At 65.5% G+C, this 15,845-nt stretch carries 16 protein-coding genes; 7 read left to right on the forward strand and 9 right to left on the reverse strand.

Annotation, left to right across the window (positions count from 1 at the left end; genetic code table 11):
* Positions 1-145 precede the first annotated feature (145 nt).
* Both TSA1_RS19050 and TSA1_RS19055 read right to left on the reverse strand, forming a co-directional pair.
* On the reverse strand, positions 146-850 hold the full coding sequence (locus tag TSA1_RS19050) for a peptidoglycan-binding domain-containing protein (RefSeq protein WP_100177697.1): 705 nt from the start codon (positions 848-850) through the stop codon (positions 146-148).
* Positions 843-2,699, reverse strand: a complete 1,857-nt coding sequence (locus TSA1_RS19055; protein WP_174718973.1) for a sensor histidine kinase — start codon at positions 2,697-2,699, stop codon at positions 843-845. Before TSA1_RS19055 ends, TSA1_RS19050 begins: the two co-directional genes overlap by 8 nt.
* 410 nt (positions 2,700-3,109) lie before the next feature.
* On the opposite strand from TSA1_RS19055, the gene TSA1_RS19060 reads away from it, so the two are divergent.
* Positions 3,110-3,544 (forward strand): DUF5330 domain-containing protein, encoded by a 435-nt coding sequence (locus TSA1_RS19060; RefSeq protein ID WP_100177699.1) that lies wholly within the window; start codon positions 3,110-3,112, stop codon positions 3,542-3,544.
* Between the two features lie 69 nt (positions 3,545-3,613).
* Entirely contained in the window at positions 3,614-4,042 is a 429-nt protein-coding gene (locus TSA1_RS19065) for a SufE family protein (protein ID WP_100177700.1), read from the forward strand.
* A gap of 153 nt (positions 4,043-4,195) precedes the next feature.
* On the opposite strand, the gene TSA1_RS19070 is transcribed toward TSA1_RS19065, so the two are convergent.
* Positions 4,196-4,615, reverse strand: coding sequence for a Ros/MucR family transcriptional regulator (locus tag TSA1_RS19070; protein WP_097662924.1), 420 nt, complete (start codon positions 4,613-4,615; stop codon positions 4,196-4,198).
* Positions 4,616-4,761: 146 nt separating this feature from the next.
* Complete coding sequence (locus TSA1_RS19075; protein ID WP_174718974.1) at positions 4,762-5,643, reverse strand: DUF308 domain-containing protein; 882 nt, start codon at positions 5,641-5,643, stop codon at positions 4,762-4,764.
* Between the two features lie 309 nt (positions 5,644-5,952).
* Here TSA1_RS19075 and TSA1_RS19080 point away from each other — a divergent pair, with 309 nt between their 5' ends.
* The gene (locus TSA1_RS19080) at positions 5,953-7,602 is read left to right on the forward strand and encodes a glycosyltransferase family 39 protein (RefSeq protein WP_100177702.1); all 1,650 of its coding nucleotides are present in this window, start codon (positions 5,953-5,955) and stop codon (positions 7,600-7,602) included.
* A 178-nt stretch (positions 7,603-7,780) separates the two neighbouring features.
* Complete coding sequence (locus tag TSA1_RS19085; RefSeq protein WP_100177703.1) at positions 7,781-8,560, forward strand: class II aldolase/adducin family protein; 780 nt, start codon at positions 7,781-7,783, stop codon at positions 8,558-8,560.
* Between the two features lie 306 nt (positions 8,561-8,866).
* On the opposite strand, the gene TSA1_RS19095 is transcribed toward TSA1_RS19085, so the two are convergent.
* Complete coding sequence (locus TSA1_RS19095) at positions 8,867-9,598, reverse strand: cytochrome c biogenesis CcdA family protein (RefSeq protein ID WP_100177704.1); 732 nt, start codon at positions 9,596-9,598, stop codon at positions 8,867-8,869.
* Positions 9,599-9,703: 105 nt separating this feature from the next.
* Here TSA1_RS19095 and TSA1_RS19100 point away from each other — a divergent pair, with 105 nt between their 5' ends.
* The 3 genes from TSA1_RS19100 to TSA1_RS19110 all read left to right on the forward strand — a co-directional run bounded on the left by TSA1_RS19100 (position 9,704) and on the right by TSA1_RS19110 (position 11,719).
* Positions 9,704-10,075 (forward strand): thioredoxin domain-containing protein, encoded by a 372-nt coding sequence (locus TSA1_RS19100; protein WP_100177705.1) that lies wholly within the window; start codon positions 9,704-9,706, stop codon positions 10,073-10,075.
* 37 nt (positions 10,076-10,112) lie between these two features.
* Entirely contained in the window at positions 10,113-10,463 is a 351-nt protein-coding gene (locus tag TSA1_RS19105) for an ArsR/SmtB family transcription factor (RefSeq protein ID WP_028137430.1), read from the forward strand.
* Between the two features lie 176 nt (positions 10,464-10,639).
* The gene (locus tag TSA1_RS19110; protein WP_100177706.1) at positions 10,640-11,719 is read left to right on the forward strand and encodes a YeeE/YedE family protein; all 1,080 of its coding nucleotides are present in this window, start codon (positions 10,640-10,642) and stop codon (positions 11,717-11,719) included.
* 11 nt (positions 11,720-11,730) lie between these two features.
* On the opposite strand, the gene TSA1_RS19115 is transcribed toward TSA1_RS19110, so the two are convergent.
* From TSA1_RS19115 to nirJ, 4 genes are read right to left on the reverse strand one after another with little or no spacing between them, the layout of a single operon-like run.
* Entirely contained in the window at positions 11,731-12,258 is a 528-nt protein-coding gene (locus TSA1_RS19115) for a DUF2249 domain-containing protein (RefSeq protein ID WP_100177707.1), read from the reverse strand.
* Positions 12,259-12,288: 30 nt separating this feature from the next.
* Positions 12,289-13,110, reverse strand: a complete 822-nt coding sequence (locus TSA1_RS19120; RefSeq protein ID WP_100177708.1) for a CbiX/SirB N-terminal domain-containing protein — start codon at positions 13,108-13,110, stop codon at positions 12,289-12,291.
* A complete protein-coding gene (locus TSA1_RS19125; RefSeq protein ID WP_100177709.1) occupies positions 13,094-14,659 on the reverse strand; it encodes a cytochrome D1 domain-containing protein in 1,566 nt (521 codons plus the stop codon). The genes TSA1_RS19120 and TSA1_RS19125 overlap by 17 nt, the downstream gene beginning before the upstream one ends.
* Positions 14,637-15,845, reverse strand: a complete 1,209-nt coding sequence (nirJ, locus tag TSA1_RS19130) for a heme d1 biosynthesis radical SAM protein NirJ (protein WP_100177710.1) — start codon at positions 15,843-15,845, stop codon at positions 14,637-14,639. Before nirJ ends, TSA1_RS19125 begins: the two co-directional genes overlap by 23 nt.

The raw sequence follows: 15,845 nt of genomic DNA on the forward strand, positions 1-15,845 counted from the left end.
CTTCTTCGTTGAAGATGGGCGATCATGGTCCCCGAGGCTGGCGGTCGTCATTGATCCCAAGCAAATCGCGCCTGCGGGACGCGGCCTGGCGTGCCTGCGCGAGAGCCTGAAGATTGATCCGCCTCAATGACAGCGGACGGCGCGGCTATTCGACGGGATGGCCGATGGCGGCGCCAAGCTCGCGCAGCAGGCGGTCGGACAGCTGGCCGGTGACCTGCATCTTGTGCTCACGCTCGAACTTCTGGATCGCGGACTGGGTTTCGCCACTCATCGTGCCCGTGATCTTCAAATTGCCGTAGCCATATTCGGACAGCGCGCGCTGCACGCCCGCGATACGCCGTGCGGCGGGGCTCTGCGGCACGGGAATCGGAGCCGGCGGACGCATGGCGGAGGGCGGCGTCGAGGTGGTCGCCTTCACCAGATTGGTCATGGGATCGTTCGCGCGCGTCGATGCGGTCGCCTCGACCGGTTTCTCCACGGGCTTTTCGGCCGCTCTTTCAGCAGGTTTGGGCTCGGCGCGGAACTCGGTCGCGCGCGGCTCCAGCGGCGAGGTGTCGGCGCCGACGGGGCGCGGACGCGGCAGGGGATTGGGCAGCGACACGGACGACGGCGCGGGAATATTGATCACCGTGCCGAACATCGGCGCGGGATGCCGGCCGGTCTGCAGGAACAGCGCATTGGCAACGATCGCACCGATCGCGGCGACGGCGACGAGGCCGGCCAGCGTGTCCTTGGGGCTGTGCAGCAGCACACGCATCACGAGGTTGCGCTCGGTCTCGACGTCGACAACCGCGGCCTTGGCGCCACGACGGCGCGGAGCGGCTTCGTCCTTGTTAGACTTCCTAGGCACTTTTCTTCACCAAAGCGGGTTGGTCCTGAGTTTGGTCTTGAGACTCCTGGCGCAACACCGGCGTCAGGGTCGCGATCTTGCTCTCGCTCGCCTTCTCATCGGCCGGCTTGACTTGCGGCGGCGTGTAGACGAGCGGCAGCCTGACCGTGACGGCGGTGCCCTCACCCAGCTTGCTTTGTACCGTCAATTCGCCGAGATGCAACGCCACGAGGCTCTTCACGATCGAGAGTCCGAGGCCGGTGCCTTCGTGACGACGCTGATAGGTCTTGCCCGCCTGGAAGAACGGCGCGCCGATGCGCTTGAGATCGTCGGGCGCGATGCCGACGCCGGTGTCGCTGATGCGCAGCATCAGCTGCGATCCGGTCACCGCAGCGGAAACGGAAACCTGGCCGCCGCGCTCGGTGAACTTGATGGCGTTGGCGACGAGATTGAGCACGATCTGCTTGAAGGCCCTGGGATCGCCGGTCATGACAGGCAGGTCCTGCGGCGCGTCGGTGATGAGGTCGATGCCGTTCTCCCGCGCCTTCAGCGCCAGCAGATTGCAGCAATGCAAGAGCGAGGCGCGCGGCGCGAACGGCTCGGATGCGATCTCGAAATTGCCCGACTCCATCTTCGACATGTCCAGGATGCCGTTGACGACCGACAGCAGATGCTGGCCGGATGCGTTGATGAGCTCCGCATATTCCTTGCGCTGGGCCGCACCCAGCATCAAGGTCTGCTCCTGCGCGATCATCTCGGAGAAGCCGATGATGGCATTGAGCGGCGTCCGCAGCTCGTGGCTCATGGTGGCGAGGAAGCGCGTCTTGGCGGCATCGGCGGCCTCGGCGGCGCTGCGCGCCTGCTCCAGCGCCTGCTCGGACAGCTTGTGGTCGGTGACGTCGCGTATCACGGCGACGACTTCGGGCTCGCGCGGGACGTCGCGGCCCATCTCCGGATCGAGCGGGCGGCAGCGCATCTCGACCCAGAGAAAATCGATCTGACCTCGCTCGGAACCATCAGGCTCACGCCGCAGCCGGAACTCGACGCTACGCACGTCGCCGCGCGCGGCATCGGACAGCGCGGTGAGATAGGCCGGACGATCGGCGACATGGACGCGGTCGAACAGGCCATGACCGAGCAATTGCGCCACTGATATGCCGAGCATGGCCTCCGCCGCCGGCGAGATGAACTGGATCGCACCGTTGCGCTGATGCCGCGAGACGACGTCGCTCATGTTGCGGGCCAGCAGGCGGTAACGCTCCTCCTCGCGCGACAGCAGCGCGACGCTGGTGCGCGCCAGCGATTCCGCGCCGAAGGCGAGTCCCGCGGCATAGAGCGTTGCCGAGGCGACGCCGAATGCCATCAGCACGCCGCGTTCTGCGGCGGTCGTGTCTGCGGAGGGCAGCCAGCCGAGCTGGCTGCCGAGAATCAGCAGTCCCGCGCAGGACAACGCGAGCAAGGACGCGAAGGCGGCGACGCGGCGCGAGGCCGACAGCGCGGCTTCGAGGGGAACCACGACCAGCCAGACCGCGGCGAATGAGTCGATGCCACCCGTAGAGCCCGCGACCGCCATGATCAGGCCGGCCAGCGCCAGCGACGACAGCACATGCGCGCCTTCATAGTGGCCGGTGCGCGACAGGAACCAGGACAGCAGGATCGGGGCGATCAGCCAGGCGAAAGCGGCAACCTCGACCGCGCTCGGCGCGCCACGCAGGACGAGATAGACCGGGAATGCGGCGAAGGCGGCCAGGCTGCCCAGCAGCCGCGGCGCCATGAAGGCACGATGCCGCGCTCGCATCAGCGCATCGTAACGCGCGGAGGGATGCAGCAGTGCATCGAGACAATCGCGGATGATACTCAAAACTGTCACGGGTCTCGCGCTTCGGCTCAATCGTCTGAGAAGACGCGCCGGAACGCCTCCTTGTCGTTGAGCCACCGTGTCAGAGCGACCTTAAACGAGTGCTAAGGCGGCACGGCACGCGGCCGGACGCCGGGACATCGCGGGGCTTTTTAGACGATTTGACGACGTCTTCGGCGAGGATGGTGAACACAGGGTTTCACGCTCACCGGCATGGTTTCGAATTGGTGGATGCAGGCGAGCCAGCAGGAATACGGGCGCGGGCGTCAATCGAAAATTTACGACAGCGTCGATCGCGAAGAATTTTGCGTAAATTTTCCGCGAATTAAGCTCAAGGCAATCACTTGCGATTTATCGAGAGTTGCTAGGTCCGACTTCCGCGGAGATCGCCGCGGAAGGGATCGAACGTACAGGTCGACAAGATGCGCTTTCTGCTCCGCATCACATTCTGGCTCGGGCTGGTGCTGGTGCTCCTGCCCAGGGACAAGACACCCGAATCGGAGAAGCTGCCGCAGATCGGCGCCGCCGACGCGGTGCAGGCTGCGACTGCGGCCGTCTCCGACATGACCCAGTTCTGCAAGCGCCAGCCGGCAGCCTGCGAGGTCGGCGGGCAGGCCGCGACCATCATCGGCCAGCGCGCCCAGGACGGCGCGCGCAAGATCTACCAGATCATCAACGACAAGAAAGAGCAGATCAGCAACGACAAGAACGACAAGCCCGACAAGAAGGCGCCCGACCATACCGGCTCGATCGCGATGGTCGGCGAAGGCGACGCCATTTCGAGCGAAGCGCCGCGCGACACGCTGAGCCAGGATGACCTCGCGCTGGAATGGCGCGGCCCGCAGCCGGCGAATTAGCGCCCAAACCCTATCGATTTCGGCTTCCTCCATCCCTATATTGGCGTGAAGCGGGAACCTTGGGTCAGCATGGCGACGATCGACGAAATCAGAGACAATTTCGAGCTTCTGGACGAGTGGGACGACCGTTACCGGTACGTCATCGAGCTCGGTCGTACCCTGGAACCGATGCCCGAGGCCGAGCACTCCGCCGAGAACAAGGTGAACGGCTGCGTCAGCCAGGTCTGGCTGCAGAAGCTGGTCGACCGCAGCAAGGGCGCACCGATTCTGAGATATCGCGGCGACAGCGACGCACATATCGTGCGCGGGCTGGTGGCCATCGTTCTCTCGCTCTATTCGGGCCGCACGCCGCAGGAGATTCTCGATACCGACGCGATCGCCGTGTTCAACGAGTTCGGCTTTCGCGATCACCTGACACCGCAGCGCTCCAACGGCCTGCGCTCGATGGTCGAGCGCATCAAGACCGACGCGAAAGAGGCGCTGGCGGAAGCATCGTAGATCCGCGTGACGAGGAGTACGTCCCGAACCACGCAGCAAACTTCCGTAGGATGGGCAGAGCGAAGCGTGCCCACGATTTGCGTGTGATTGGTGAGGATTCGTGGGCACGGCGCTTCGCGCCATTGCCCACCCTACGAGATCCAGCGCGCGGCTCTATTTCCCCTTCTTCCGCTGCTGCTGTCCGAGGCCCATCTGCTTGGCCAGTTGCGAGCGCGCCACCGCATAGTTCGGCGCGACCATGGGATAGTCGGCCGGCAGGCCCCATTTCTCGCGGTACTGCTCCGGCGTCATGTTGTACTGCGTGCGCAGATGGCGCTTCAGCGACTTGAAGCGCTTGCCGTCTTCGAGGCAGACCAGATAATCGGGCGCGATCGACTTCTTCAGCGACACCGCCGGCTTCGCCGGTTCGAGCGGGGCCGTCTCGGTGCGGCCTGACGACACCCGCACCAGAGCGCCGTGCACCTGGCTGATCAGGTTCGGAATCTCCGCGGCCGGCGTCGGATTGTTGCTGAGATAGGCCGACACGATGCCCGCCGTCAGCTCGATGAAATTCTTAGCCCCCGCATCCGACATGGGCCCGCCCCTCGCACTTTGCGCCTCTCGGGAAAGACGACGCTCGACTATTCCGTGTCAACAATACGTTCGGCTGAAATAAGACGGCCAGCAATACGATAGTTGACCAAGCAACACAGCGGCCGCGCTTTGCTCGCGCGCGAAGATCAGCCCCGCTGATCGAGATGAGTGCGCAGCTCGTCGATCGAGGCAAAGCGCATCATGCCCTCCGGCATCTGCGCTTCGATCGAACCGTCCGAATAGAGCGAATAGGCCATGCCGTCGACGACTCCTGATTTGAGCACGGTCACGGGCGGCTGCTCGGCCGGTGCCGGCGGCGGCGACGGCGGTTCGGGAGCAGGCGGCGGGGCAGCCTCCGCAAAGGTCGACGGCGAGCGCGGCGGCGGCATCGGCCGGCGCGCGCCGGCCGGTGGCTCCGGCGGACGGCTGCGATCCGGCTTCGGCCAAGCATCGTCAAAGCTTGCAGGCGGAATGTCCGGCGCTTCACTCGGCTCCGGTTGCGGCGACGGCGTCTCGGTGGCCTTCGCCTCCGCGCGCTCGCGCTCCTTGCGCGAGGTCGAAGCGAACATCAGATTGCGCCGGCGCGGCGCTTCAGGAGCTACCGGCGGCGGAGCCTCCGGCTCCGGCGGCACCTCGACACGCGGACGCTCGCGCGCGGCAGCTTCACCCTGCCACGGCGGCGGGCCTGCGGCCGGTGGTGGCGGCGGCGCCGGCTCCATCCTGGTCTCGGTCCTTGCCGCTGCGGCAGACATCGGATCAGGCGCGGCAGCGCCTGATCCAGCAAGCCCCGGCAACACAGGCCTGACCCGCACTTCGGACGGCGCGCCGGCCAGCCGGCGCGCAATGGCTTTCAGCTCCTGGACCACGACATGGAGGCCGATCAGTAACATCCCGGAGCAGACGCCGATGGTGCCGGAGACTATGAGGGGGCTGCCGAGGCTGAACTCCCTGACGGAGAAGCCAAACAGGATCGAAAGGAGGCCCGCCACGACGGCGAAAATCCCTGCGATCAACAGTGCCAAGGTCATCGAACTCACCCCCGGCCGCACATCCACACGCGACCCGTCACGCCACGATACCGTCATACGGTGTTCCACGCCAACGGCCAATTGCAGGTAGCGTTCCTAAAGGGAAGGAAATCAGGGACTTATTCACATTCCCTTCAGCTACGGCCCGCTACTGCTGGTCCGTGCTCGAAATCCGGAATTGCTGCGTCGCATCAGGAATTTAGCCATAATGCCCAATTACTTGGTAATGGAACTGCGCTATAGGGAGTCCGGGGACCAGGCCGGCACGCACCAGCAGGCCCAAGAGGGGATTCCGGGGCACCGATAGCCATGACATCCATCACGACTTCGGCGATCGACACGCCTCAGCGGCGCTCGATCGAACGGACTTGCGACGATCTCGCCATGCTGGTGCTGGCTGCGGTCGCCGTCATTGCAGGCTTGACCTTCCGCGACTACGGCCTCGGCTGGGACGACTACACCCACGCCGAATATGCCGATCTGCTGCTGCGCATGTTCGGTTCCGGCTTCAAGGACACCGCGGCGCTCTCCTTCGCCAATCTCTACATGTACGGCGGCGGCTTCGACATGGTCGCGGCCCTCCTGCACAAGATCATTCCGCTCGAATTATTCGAGACGCGACGTCTGGTCGGCGCCATCGTCGGCGTGATCGGACTTGCGGTGACCTGGCGCCTCGCCCGCCGCATCGGCGGGCCGCTGGCCGGTCTTGCCGCACTCCTGCTGCTCGCGCTGTGCCCGATCTTCTACGGCCACATGTTCATGAACCCGAAGGATGCGCCCTTCGCGGTCGCTATGATCATCCTGATGCTCGGCCTTGTCAGGCTCGCCGAGGAATATCCGCAGCCGTCGCCGCGCACGATCCTGATCGTCGGCCTGGGCGCCGGCCTTTCGCTCGGCTGCCGCGTTCTCGGCGGGCTCGCGCTGGTCTACGCCATGCTCGGCTTCATCCCCCTGTTCCTGGAGGAGCTGCGCACCGAGGGTCTGCGCGAATCGGTCCGCCGCTTCGCTCATGTCGTCTATGTGCTGCTGCCCGGCCTCGCCTTCGGCTACCTCGTGATGGGCCTGATCTGGCCCTGGTCGATCATGGAGCCCGGCAATCCCTTCGAGGCGCTGACCTACTTCTCGCATTTCTTCGAGAAGCCGTGGAAGGAGATGTTCGACGGCGCCATCGTGTCCGTGCCCGACATGCCCTGGTCCTATCTGCCGACGCTGTTCGCGCTCCAGCTCCCCGAGGTGCTGCTGATTCTGATGGGCGGCGCCGTGTTCAGCACCTTCGCCATGCTGCCGCGGAGCGAGGTTCCCGCGCGCCGCAAGACCATCATGCTGATGCTGACGCTGGCTGCGACCCTGCCGCTGGCGATCGCGATGGTGAAGCGGCCGGCGCTGTACAACGGCATCCGCCATTTCGTCTTCGTGATCCCGCCGATGGCGGTGCTCGGCGGCGTCGCTTTCGCCTGGGTCATGGAGCGCCTGCGCGCCAACCACCGCACCTGGCAGCCGGTCGTGCTCGCGACCTTCTGCTTCGGCCTTGCGCTGTCGCTCGCCGAGATGATCCGGCTGCATCCCTATCAGTACACGCATTTCAACCACATCGCCGGCACCGTGCGCGGCGCCGACGACCGCTTCATGCTGGACTATTGGGGCCTTGCGCTGAAGCAGGCCTCCGACGAACTGCGCGAGCAGTTGGTCGAGCGCCAGGAAGTGCCGCCGGCCGGCCGTAAATGGAAGGTCGCCGTGTGCGGCCCGCAGCGCCCCGCGCAGGTCGCGCTCGGGCCCGACTTCACCATCGGCTGGGATTCCAACGCGGCCGATTTCGCGATGACGCTGGGCGAGTTCTACTGCAAGGGCCTCACCGCGCCCGTCATGGTCGAGATCAAGCGCGACGACGTGGTGTTCGCCCGCGTCTACGACATCCGCGGCCGGAGCATTTCCAGCCTGCTGTCGATCCCGGCGCCGTAATAATTTTCTCCGAAACCGTGTAGCCCGGATGGGCGCAAGCGACATCCGGGCTCTCTCTCAGAGCGGCCCCGCATCATGCGGGCTACGCTTGACTGCCGCGCTTCTGACGCGCCTTGCTGCTGGCAGAGAGCGGTACTAGGCTCCGTCCCCGCAACAACGATGTTCGGAGAGACCAGCCATGTCGCCAGCGGAAGCGCGCCTGAAGGAAGTGCCGTCTGATATGACGGAGGCGGAGTGGCAGCAACGGGTCAATCTCGCCGCCTGCTATCGCCTGGTCGCGCTGTATGGCTGGGACGATCTGGTCGACACCCACATCTCCGCGCGCGTGCCCGGCCCCGAGCATCACTTCCTCATCAACCCCTACGGGCTGATGTTCGACGAGATCACCGCCTCCAGCCTCGTCAAGGTCGACCTGCACGGCAACCAGCTTTCCGAGAGCGAGTACAGCATCAACCCGGCCGGCTTCACCATCCATTCGGCGATCCACGAGGTGCGCGAGGACGCGATCTGCGTGCTGCATCTCCACACGCTCGACGGCACCGCGGTGTCGAGCTCAGCCGAGGGCCTGTTGCCGCTGAACCAGACCGCCCAGCTCGTCACCCACGACCTCGCCTATCACGATTATGAAGGTATCGCGCTCGACCACGACGAGCGGCCGCGGCTGCAGAAGGATCTCGGCGACCACAACCACATGCTGCTGCGCAATCACGGCACGCTGACGGTCGGCCGCTCGGTCGCCTCCGCCTTCGAGCGCATGTATCATCTGGAGCGCGCCTGCTCGATGCAGGTGCGCACGCGCGCGCTCGGCACGCCGGTCTATCCGGTGGAGGAGACTGCGATCGACAAGAACACCGAGCTGCTCGCCAACCGCGACCGCGCCGAGCTGCGCGCCACCAACCTCGTCTGGCCGCCCCTGCTGCGCAAGCTCGACCGCGAGCTGCCCGGCTACCGGTCTTGAGATTTTCGTCCGTTTGAAGTAGTCTCATCGTCGAACTACCTCTGCACGTCATGGAATGAAACGCCGCCCAATTCCGGGCGGCGTTTTTATTTGGGACGGCTGTCATTGCGGACACTGGTCTCGCAGGGTGGATTGGCGAAGCGTAATCCACCACGCTTCCGAGGCTGCGGGACCAAGTTGGTGGACTACGCCTGCGGCTAGAGCGTTTTCGAGCGAAGTGGACACCGGTTCGCGTGAAGAAAACGCGTCAAAACAAGAATCTAGAGCTTCGGTTCTGATTCAATCAGAACCGAAAATGCTCTAGGCTCAGCCGATGCTGGTCAAAACAGGGAATTGCTCGAGCAGCCATTCCGAGACCGCGGGCATCAAGCCGGTCAGGAACATCAGACCGGTCGCGACCAGGAAGACGCCCATCGTCTTCTCGATCAGGCCGAGATGCCGGCGCAGGCGGCCGAGCGCGGCGATGAAGCGGCCGGTGAAGGCCGCCGCGATCAGGAAGGGAATGCCGGTCCCGACCGAATAGGCGAGCAGCAGCAGCGCCCCTCGCCCGGTCGTGTCCTCCGAACCCGCCATCAAGAGCACGGCTGCGAGGATCGGGCCCGCGCAGGGCGTCCAGCCGAATGCAAAGGCCAGCCCCATGACAAAGGCCCCCGCCACGCCGGCCGGGCGGTTGTCGACCTGCACGGTGGCGCTGCGATAGAGCAGCGGGATCCTGAGCAGCCCGAGAAAGTGCAGGCCCATGACGATGATCAGCCCGCCCGCGACGATGCCGAGCGTCGACAGATGCGTGGAGACGAAGCGTCCCGCGATCGAGGCGGTCGAGCCCAGCGCAACGAAGACCAGCGAAAAACCCGCCACGAACGAAAGCGCCGAGATCAGGATACGCGGCCGCAGGTCCGGCCTGTCGCCGGACAGATCCGTGACCGAGACGCCGGCCATGTAGCACAGGAAAGGTGGGACCAGGGGCAGGATGCAGGGCGACAGAAACGACAACAGGCCTGCGACAAAGGCCGCGCCCAGCGTGACGTCCAAGGTCATTTCCGCCCCATCCCTAGCACATATACGAATTTAATGATATAAAGCGCCGAGAACGTCTGGAAAGCAAGCCCGCCAGGCAAACCCGAAAAGGCCCGGTTACGCAGCATGAACAGAATCGTCGTTTTGCTTGCCCTCGCCGTCGGGCTCGCGCTGCCCACGACCGCATCGCGCGCCGCCGAGCTCGTCATGTTCGAGCGGCCCGGCTGCGCCTGGTGCGCACGCTTCGACGCCGAGATCGGGCCAATCTACGGCAAGACCGGGGAAAGCCGGACCGCACCGCTGCGCCGGGTCAACCTGAGCGGCCCCCTTCCCGCCGATCTCGCCGGAATCGATCCGGGTCCCTTCACGCCGACCTTCGTCGTGGTACAAGAGGGCCGCGAGATCGGACGCATTCGCGGCTATCCGGGAGATGCCTTCTTCTTCGGCCTGTTGGACCGAATCCTGTCAAGCACGGGATCGGAACCGGAGAAGTCGTGACTGGTCTTGCCGATTTTGCTGAGAGGAACTTGACGCGATGCCGTTGCCGAAGCTGAAGGAGATCGAGGGCTCCGCCGAACTCGAGCAAATGATCGAGAAGGCGCGCGAGGCCAGCGACATGCTCAAGGCGCTCTCGCACGAGTCCCGATTGCTGCTGCTCTGCATCCTCGCCGAGGGCGAGAAATCCGTGACCGAGCTCGAGCAGTTCCTGGGCGAGCGGCAATCGACCGTCTCGCAGCAGCTTGCGCGGCTCCGGCTCGATCGGCTGGTGACGACCCGGCGCGACGGCAAGACCATCTACTACAGTCTCGCGAGCGAAGACGTCCGCAAGATTCTCACCGCCGTTTACGACGTATTCTGCGAGCCGGTGCGCCGGCGCCGGCGGTAGAGCATGATCCGGAAAACTGCGCAGCGGTTTTCCGAAGAGATCATGCGCAAACAACAAGCTAAAGCGCGATGACGATTCAACCTGATCTCATCGCGCTTTAATTTCTTCCGCGCTGGCTTTTCGCGCCCCACCGGCGCAGACTACCCGCGGGCTAACCAAGAAAAGAAGCGGGAGGAATGCTGAGCCCTTCGATCATAGCCTTTGCGTGCGGGCTCGCCGCCGGCGCCGTGCTCGGCGTTGCCGGCCGAGCCGGGCGCTTCTGCACGCTGGCGATGCTCGAGGACGCATTCTTCGGATCGGACTATCGCCGGCTGAAATCCTTTGCGCTGGCCGCTGCGGTCGCGTTGCTCGCGACCCAGGCGCTTGCCGCGCTCGGCATCGTCGATCTGTCGCGATCGATCTACCTCACGGCGTCGATCGGCCTTGGCGGCGCGATCCTTGGCGGGTTGATGTTCGGCGTCGGCATGGCCCTGGTCGGCACTTGCGGCTTCGGCACATTGGTACGCGTCGGCGGTGGCGACCTGCGTGCCATCGTGGTTTTTCTCGTGCTCGGCCTGTCGGCGCTCGCCACCATGCGCGGCATCACCGGCATGCTGCGGCTGATGCTGATCGAGCCGTTATCGGTGCGGCTTCCCGAGGGAAGCACCCAGACATTGACGTCGCTGCTCGGCGCCGGCGGCACGATGCGCGCGATCCTCGTCGTGGCCATTTCCGCCGCGCTCGCCTTCTGGGCCCTTGCCGATGGCAGGCTGGTGCGGTCGCCGCGGCTGCTGGCCTCCGGCCTTGCCGTCGGCGCCGCAATCGCGTTCGGCTGGTTCGCGACCGGATGGCTCGCCGACGATGAGTTCGATCCCGCGCGGGTCTCCTCGCTCACCTTCGTGGCGCCGCTAGGTGACGCCATTCTCTACATCGCCACCTTCTCCGGCGCGCGGCTCAATTTCGGCATCGGTTCGGTCGCTGGCGTCGTCGCAGGCTCGTTTGCCGCCGCGATGCTCGCGCGCGGCTTCCGCTGGGAGGCCTGCGACGACGCGCGCGAGCTGAAGCGTCACATGATCGGCGCGCTGCTGATGGGCATCGGCGGCATCATGTCGATGGGCTGCACCATCGGCCAGGGCCTGAGTGCGTTTTCGACGCTCGCGATCTCCGCGCCCATCACGATGTTGGCCATCGCCTGCGGCGCACGGCTCGGACTCGAGTTCACGATGACCGGCGAGTGGCTGCCGGCCGTGCGCAGACTATTCGGGGCCTCGACCTGACGGGTTCGCCGTCAGTGAGACGGCGCGCGCACCGTAAGCTCGGGCGCGCGCACCGTGAGCTCGTAGGTGACGCCGTCGGGCAGAAAGCCGCCGAGCCAGTTGTAGCCCCTCTTTTCCAGCTGCGGAAACAGGAACAGCGGCTCGCGGCTGAGAAACGCCGTCAGCGTTTCTCCGGCCGCAAGCGTCTCGGCCGCGGCGAGGATCCTGGTCATCGGCTCCGGCGGATCGAGCTCCCTGGTGTCGAGCCGCAGCTTCGAGTCCGGCCATTTGGCACTGGGCTGTACTTTCGTTGCCAGGACCTCGGCGGGCGCGCCGGTCGGCGTGAACAGCACCTGCCAATCGCCGCCACCGATCTCCGTCGCGGAATGGGCAAAGCCCTTGCCGGCCATCACGTCGAACAAGGGCACCGGCTTGAACGGCGCGTACAGCCGGATGCCCTGGCCCGGCCTTACGCTTTCGACGGCCGCCATGATGGTCGAGAAGGGCTCGCCGCCGGCGCGCAGGATCGGACGGACATCGACATCGAGGTAGTCGGTCATCTCTTGTCCCTTCCCTGCAACGCCATGCCATCAATCGACTGAAACGGCCCAGCCGCCCGGCGCCGGCGCCAGCGTCGACGGCTCCGCGGCCCTCGCCGCTCCCGCATCTTGCAAGGCAGCCACCACCGCCCGCGCGACAAGGTCCTCGATGCCGGGACCGCTGCCCATGATGCCTGCGAACACCACGTCGCGGCGGCCGAGCCGTGCCACCAGCTTCGGCGCATCCTTGGCGCCGTGCAGGCCTTCGCCGGAGAACAGCCCGAGGACAATCGCGGGCCCGCTGATCGATGCCGCGGCCTCTTCGAGCGACGGTGGCTCCTCCAGGAAGGCGACCACGACTTTTCGGCAGACCGCGCGCGTCTCGATCTCGCGCGCGACCTGCTCGGTGGCCTGGCGCGAGGCGGGATTGCGCTTCGAGCCGTGCGCCAGCAGCACGAATGTGCAGTCCTCCGGCGCAAAACCATGGCCGCGCGCGCAAGCCACGGCCTGATCGCACAGGAGATCAGGCAGGCCCGGATCGAGCCCCAGCGGCGGCAGCATGTCGATCCTGCGGTCATCGCCCTTGGCTTCGTCGAGAAGCTGAACCAGACGGTCGCGGGTGAAATAGCCGCTGGAGGCAAACAGCGGGTAGACCAGGATCCGGCTGGCGGTCAGCGTCTCCAGAGCTTCCCGGATGCCGGGCGTACCCGAGATGAAGCCGATGGCGACCTCGGCCACCAGACTGCGAGAAGCCAGTGCACGGGCGAGCTGGAACGCGCCCCGGTTGCCGGCATCGGGCCGCCGCTCGCCATGGGCCGCCAACAGCAATGCGATCGACGGGACAGAGCCCGGCTTCTCAATGACTGGTGCCATCGGAAAAGGTGATCTTGTTCCAGACGTTGTATTTACCCGAAGGGCGCGACATCGGAAGACGCTTCACTTCGGCAAAGGTTGCGGCATCATAGACCACCAGCGCGCCCTGGTCTTCCCAGATCGACACCAGGGCATAGCGCCCATATCTGTCAAATTCGACATGCGCCGCCGTCTTGCCGGGTTCCGGCGTGACGCGGCGGACCACTTCCAGCGTGCGCTTGTCGATGATCGACAGCGTGTCCTTGCCGCTGCCCATCATGCTGTCGGTCCAGGCATAGGGCGTGTTTTCGTGGCTGCGCATGAAGAAGCCGGGTCCTGGCGTCTCGATCACCTTGATCTGCGACCAGTCCTGCATGTCCAGCACACTGATCTTGCCCGCCTTCAGCAGCGGCGTCGCCATCACCAGCCGGCCGTTCCACGTCCAGGAGATGCCCGAGCCGAGATGAGGCAGCCCCGGCAGATCGAGCTGCTTGATGTCGCGCCCGACCGTCAAATTGACCACGATCGCCCTGCCCTCCCGCGCCGAGCCGATCAGGTTGCGATAGGGCGGATCGAAGAAGAAGTCATCGAGCGGCTCCGGGGTCTCGATCCGGCGCAGCGCGAACAGCCCTTGCGAGGACGGCAGTGCCTCGATCATGCCCTTCTCGTGGCTGTGCACGAAGCCGGCATAAACTGGCCCCGCGTTCGGATCGGTCGCGATCTCCCAGATCTCCGGAACGTCCTTCAGCGCCGCGATGAAGCTGTTGCGCGATGGCGCCTGATACACCGCCGAGACCCGCGAGGACGTCCCCAGGCGATCCTTCACGTCGAAGATCTTCTCGACCGACAAATCGTCCGCCGAGAGCATCACCAGCGTGTGCGGCAGATAGTTGGCGACCGCGATGTGCTTGCCGTCCCGCGAGATCGCGATGTTGCGCGCATTGATCCCGGCGCGCACCTCCGTCAGCATGGTCAGCGTCCAGAGATCGTACTTGCTGACCCAGCCGTCGCGCGACATGAAGAAGACGTAGCGGCCGTCCGGCGTGAATTTCGGGCCGCCATGCAGCGCGAACCGCGTCTGGAAGCGCGCCAATGGTTCGATGCGGTCGCCGTCCAGGATCGTCGCGTGATGATCGCCGGCCTCGACCACGACGAACAGGTTCATCGGGTCGGCCTCGAAACGCGGACGCTCCAGCGGCGGCGCGATGGCATGCACGACGCGGCTGGCGTCGATCTCGGCCGCGTCCCAGGCCGGCACCGCGGGCAACGGCGATGAGACATAGGCCGCGAGCGCGGCGATCTCGTCCTTGCCGAGCTTGTTGGAAAAGCCCGGCATCTGCGTCGCGGTCCGTCCGTCTGCGATCACCGCGGCGGCGCGCGCGCCCATCATGCGGCCGAGATTTTCCGGCAGTAGCGCGGGACCGAGACGGCCGAGCCGGTCCGCGCCGTGGCATTCGGCGCAATTGTCCGCGAACAGTTTCGGCGCATCCGGCTCGGCGCGCGCGGGGCTCGCCAGCGCGAGCAGCGCGAGTGCGACGAGAATGCGGTCAAACGGAGAGCGGCGCTTCATGTCGTGTTCCGCGATAGATGCTGGTCTTGACCCGCTCGCTTGGTTCCGCAAGGCCGATCTCGGCATCACCGAGATAGCAGCCGGGATCTTCCGCCCAGGGATCGCCGGTGATCCGTTGCGCGCGCACGCGGGTGTTGCCGTTGCAGATGTCGAAATAGGCGCAGGCACCGCAGCGGCCGGAGACGTGACGCGGCTTCTGCTTCAGCCCCGCCATGATCGGATCGGAGGTGTCGGGCCAGATCTCGGAGAAGGGACGCGTCTTCACGTTCCCCAGCGTATGGTGCCACCACATCGTATCGGGGTGCACGTTGCCGAGATTGTCGATATTGGCGACGTTGACGCCGGAGGAATTGCCGCCCCAGCGCACCAGTTTTGCGCGCAGGCTCGCGGCATGATGGGGTACGGTTCGCTCGGCCCAATGCAGCAGATAGACCGCGTCGGCATCGTTGTTGCCGGTCACGATCTCCATCTCGCTGCCCGACTGCGCCCAGCGCCAGGCCCGCGCGATCACCATGTCCATGCGATCGCGCGTCGTCTGCCACATGGCATCGTCGCCGCGGTTCTTGTTGCCGCGGCCGGCATAGACGAGATGCGAGAGGTAGAATTTCGGAAAGTTCTCCTGCTCGACCAGATCGAGCAGGCGCGGCAGCTCCGCCGCGTTGTCCTCGGTCATGGTGAAGCGCACGCCGACCTTGATGCCGCGGTCGCGCAGCAACCGCAAGCCGTTCAGCGCCTCCTCATAGGCGCCCTGCTTGCGGCGGAAACGGTCATGGGTCTCGCCGATGCCGTCGAGCGAGATGCCGACATAGTCGTAGCCGATGTCGCGGATGCGGTCGGCCATGGCGGCATCGACCAGAGTGCCGTTGGACGACAGGCCGACATAGAATCGCATCGCCTTGGCGCGCGCCGAGATCTCGAAGATGTCGCGCCGCATCAGGGGCTCGCCGCCCGACAGGATCAGCACCGGCACGCGAAACGCCTTGAGGTCGTCCATCACGCCGAACACCTGCGCGGTGGAGAGTTCGCCGGGAAAGTCGACATCGCCGGAGATCGAATAGCAATGCTTGCAGGTGAGGTTGCAGCGGCGGATCAGGTTCCAGATCACCACGGGTCCCGGCGGCTGCCGAACCGGCCCGGTCGGGGCCGGCTCGTCCAGCTCGCGCAAATATTGGCTCAGGCGAAACAT

It is taken from the genome of Bradyrhizobium nitroreducens (assembly GCF_002776695.1).
In the GTDB taxonomy this organism is placed as follows: Bacteria; Pseudomonadota; Alphaproteobacteria; order Rhizobiales; family Xanthobacteraceae; genus Bradyrhizobium; species Bradyrhizobium nitroreducens.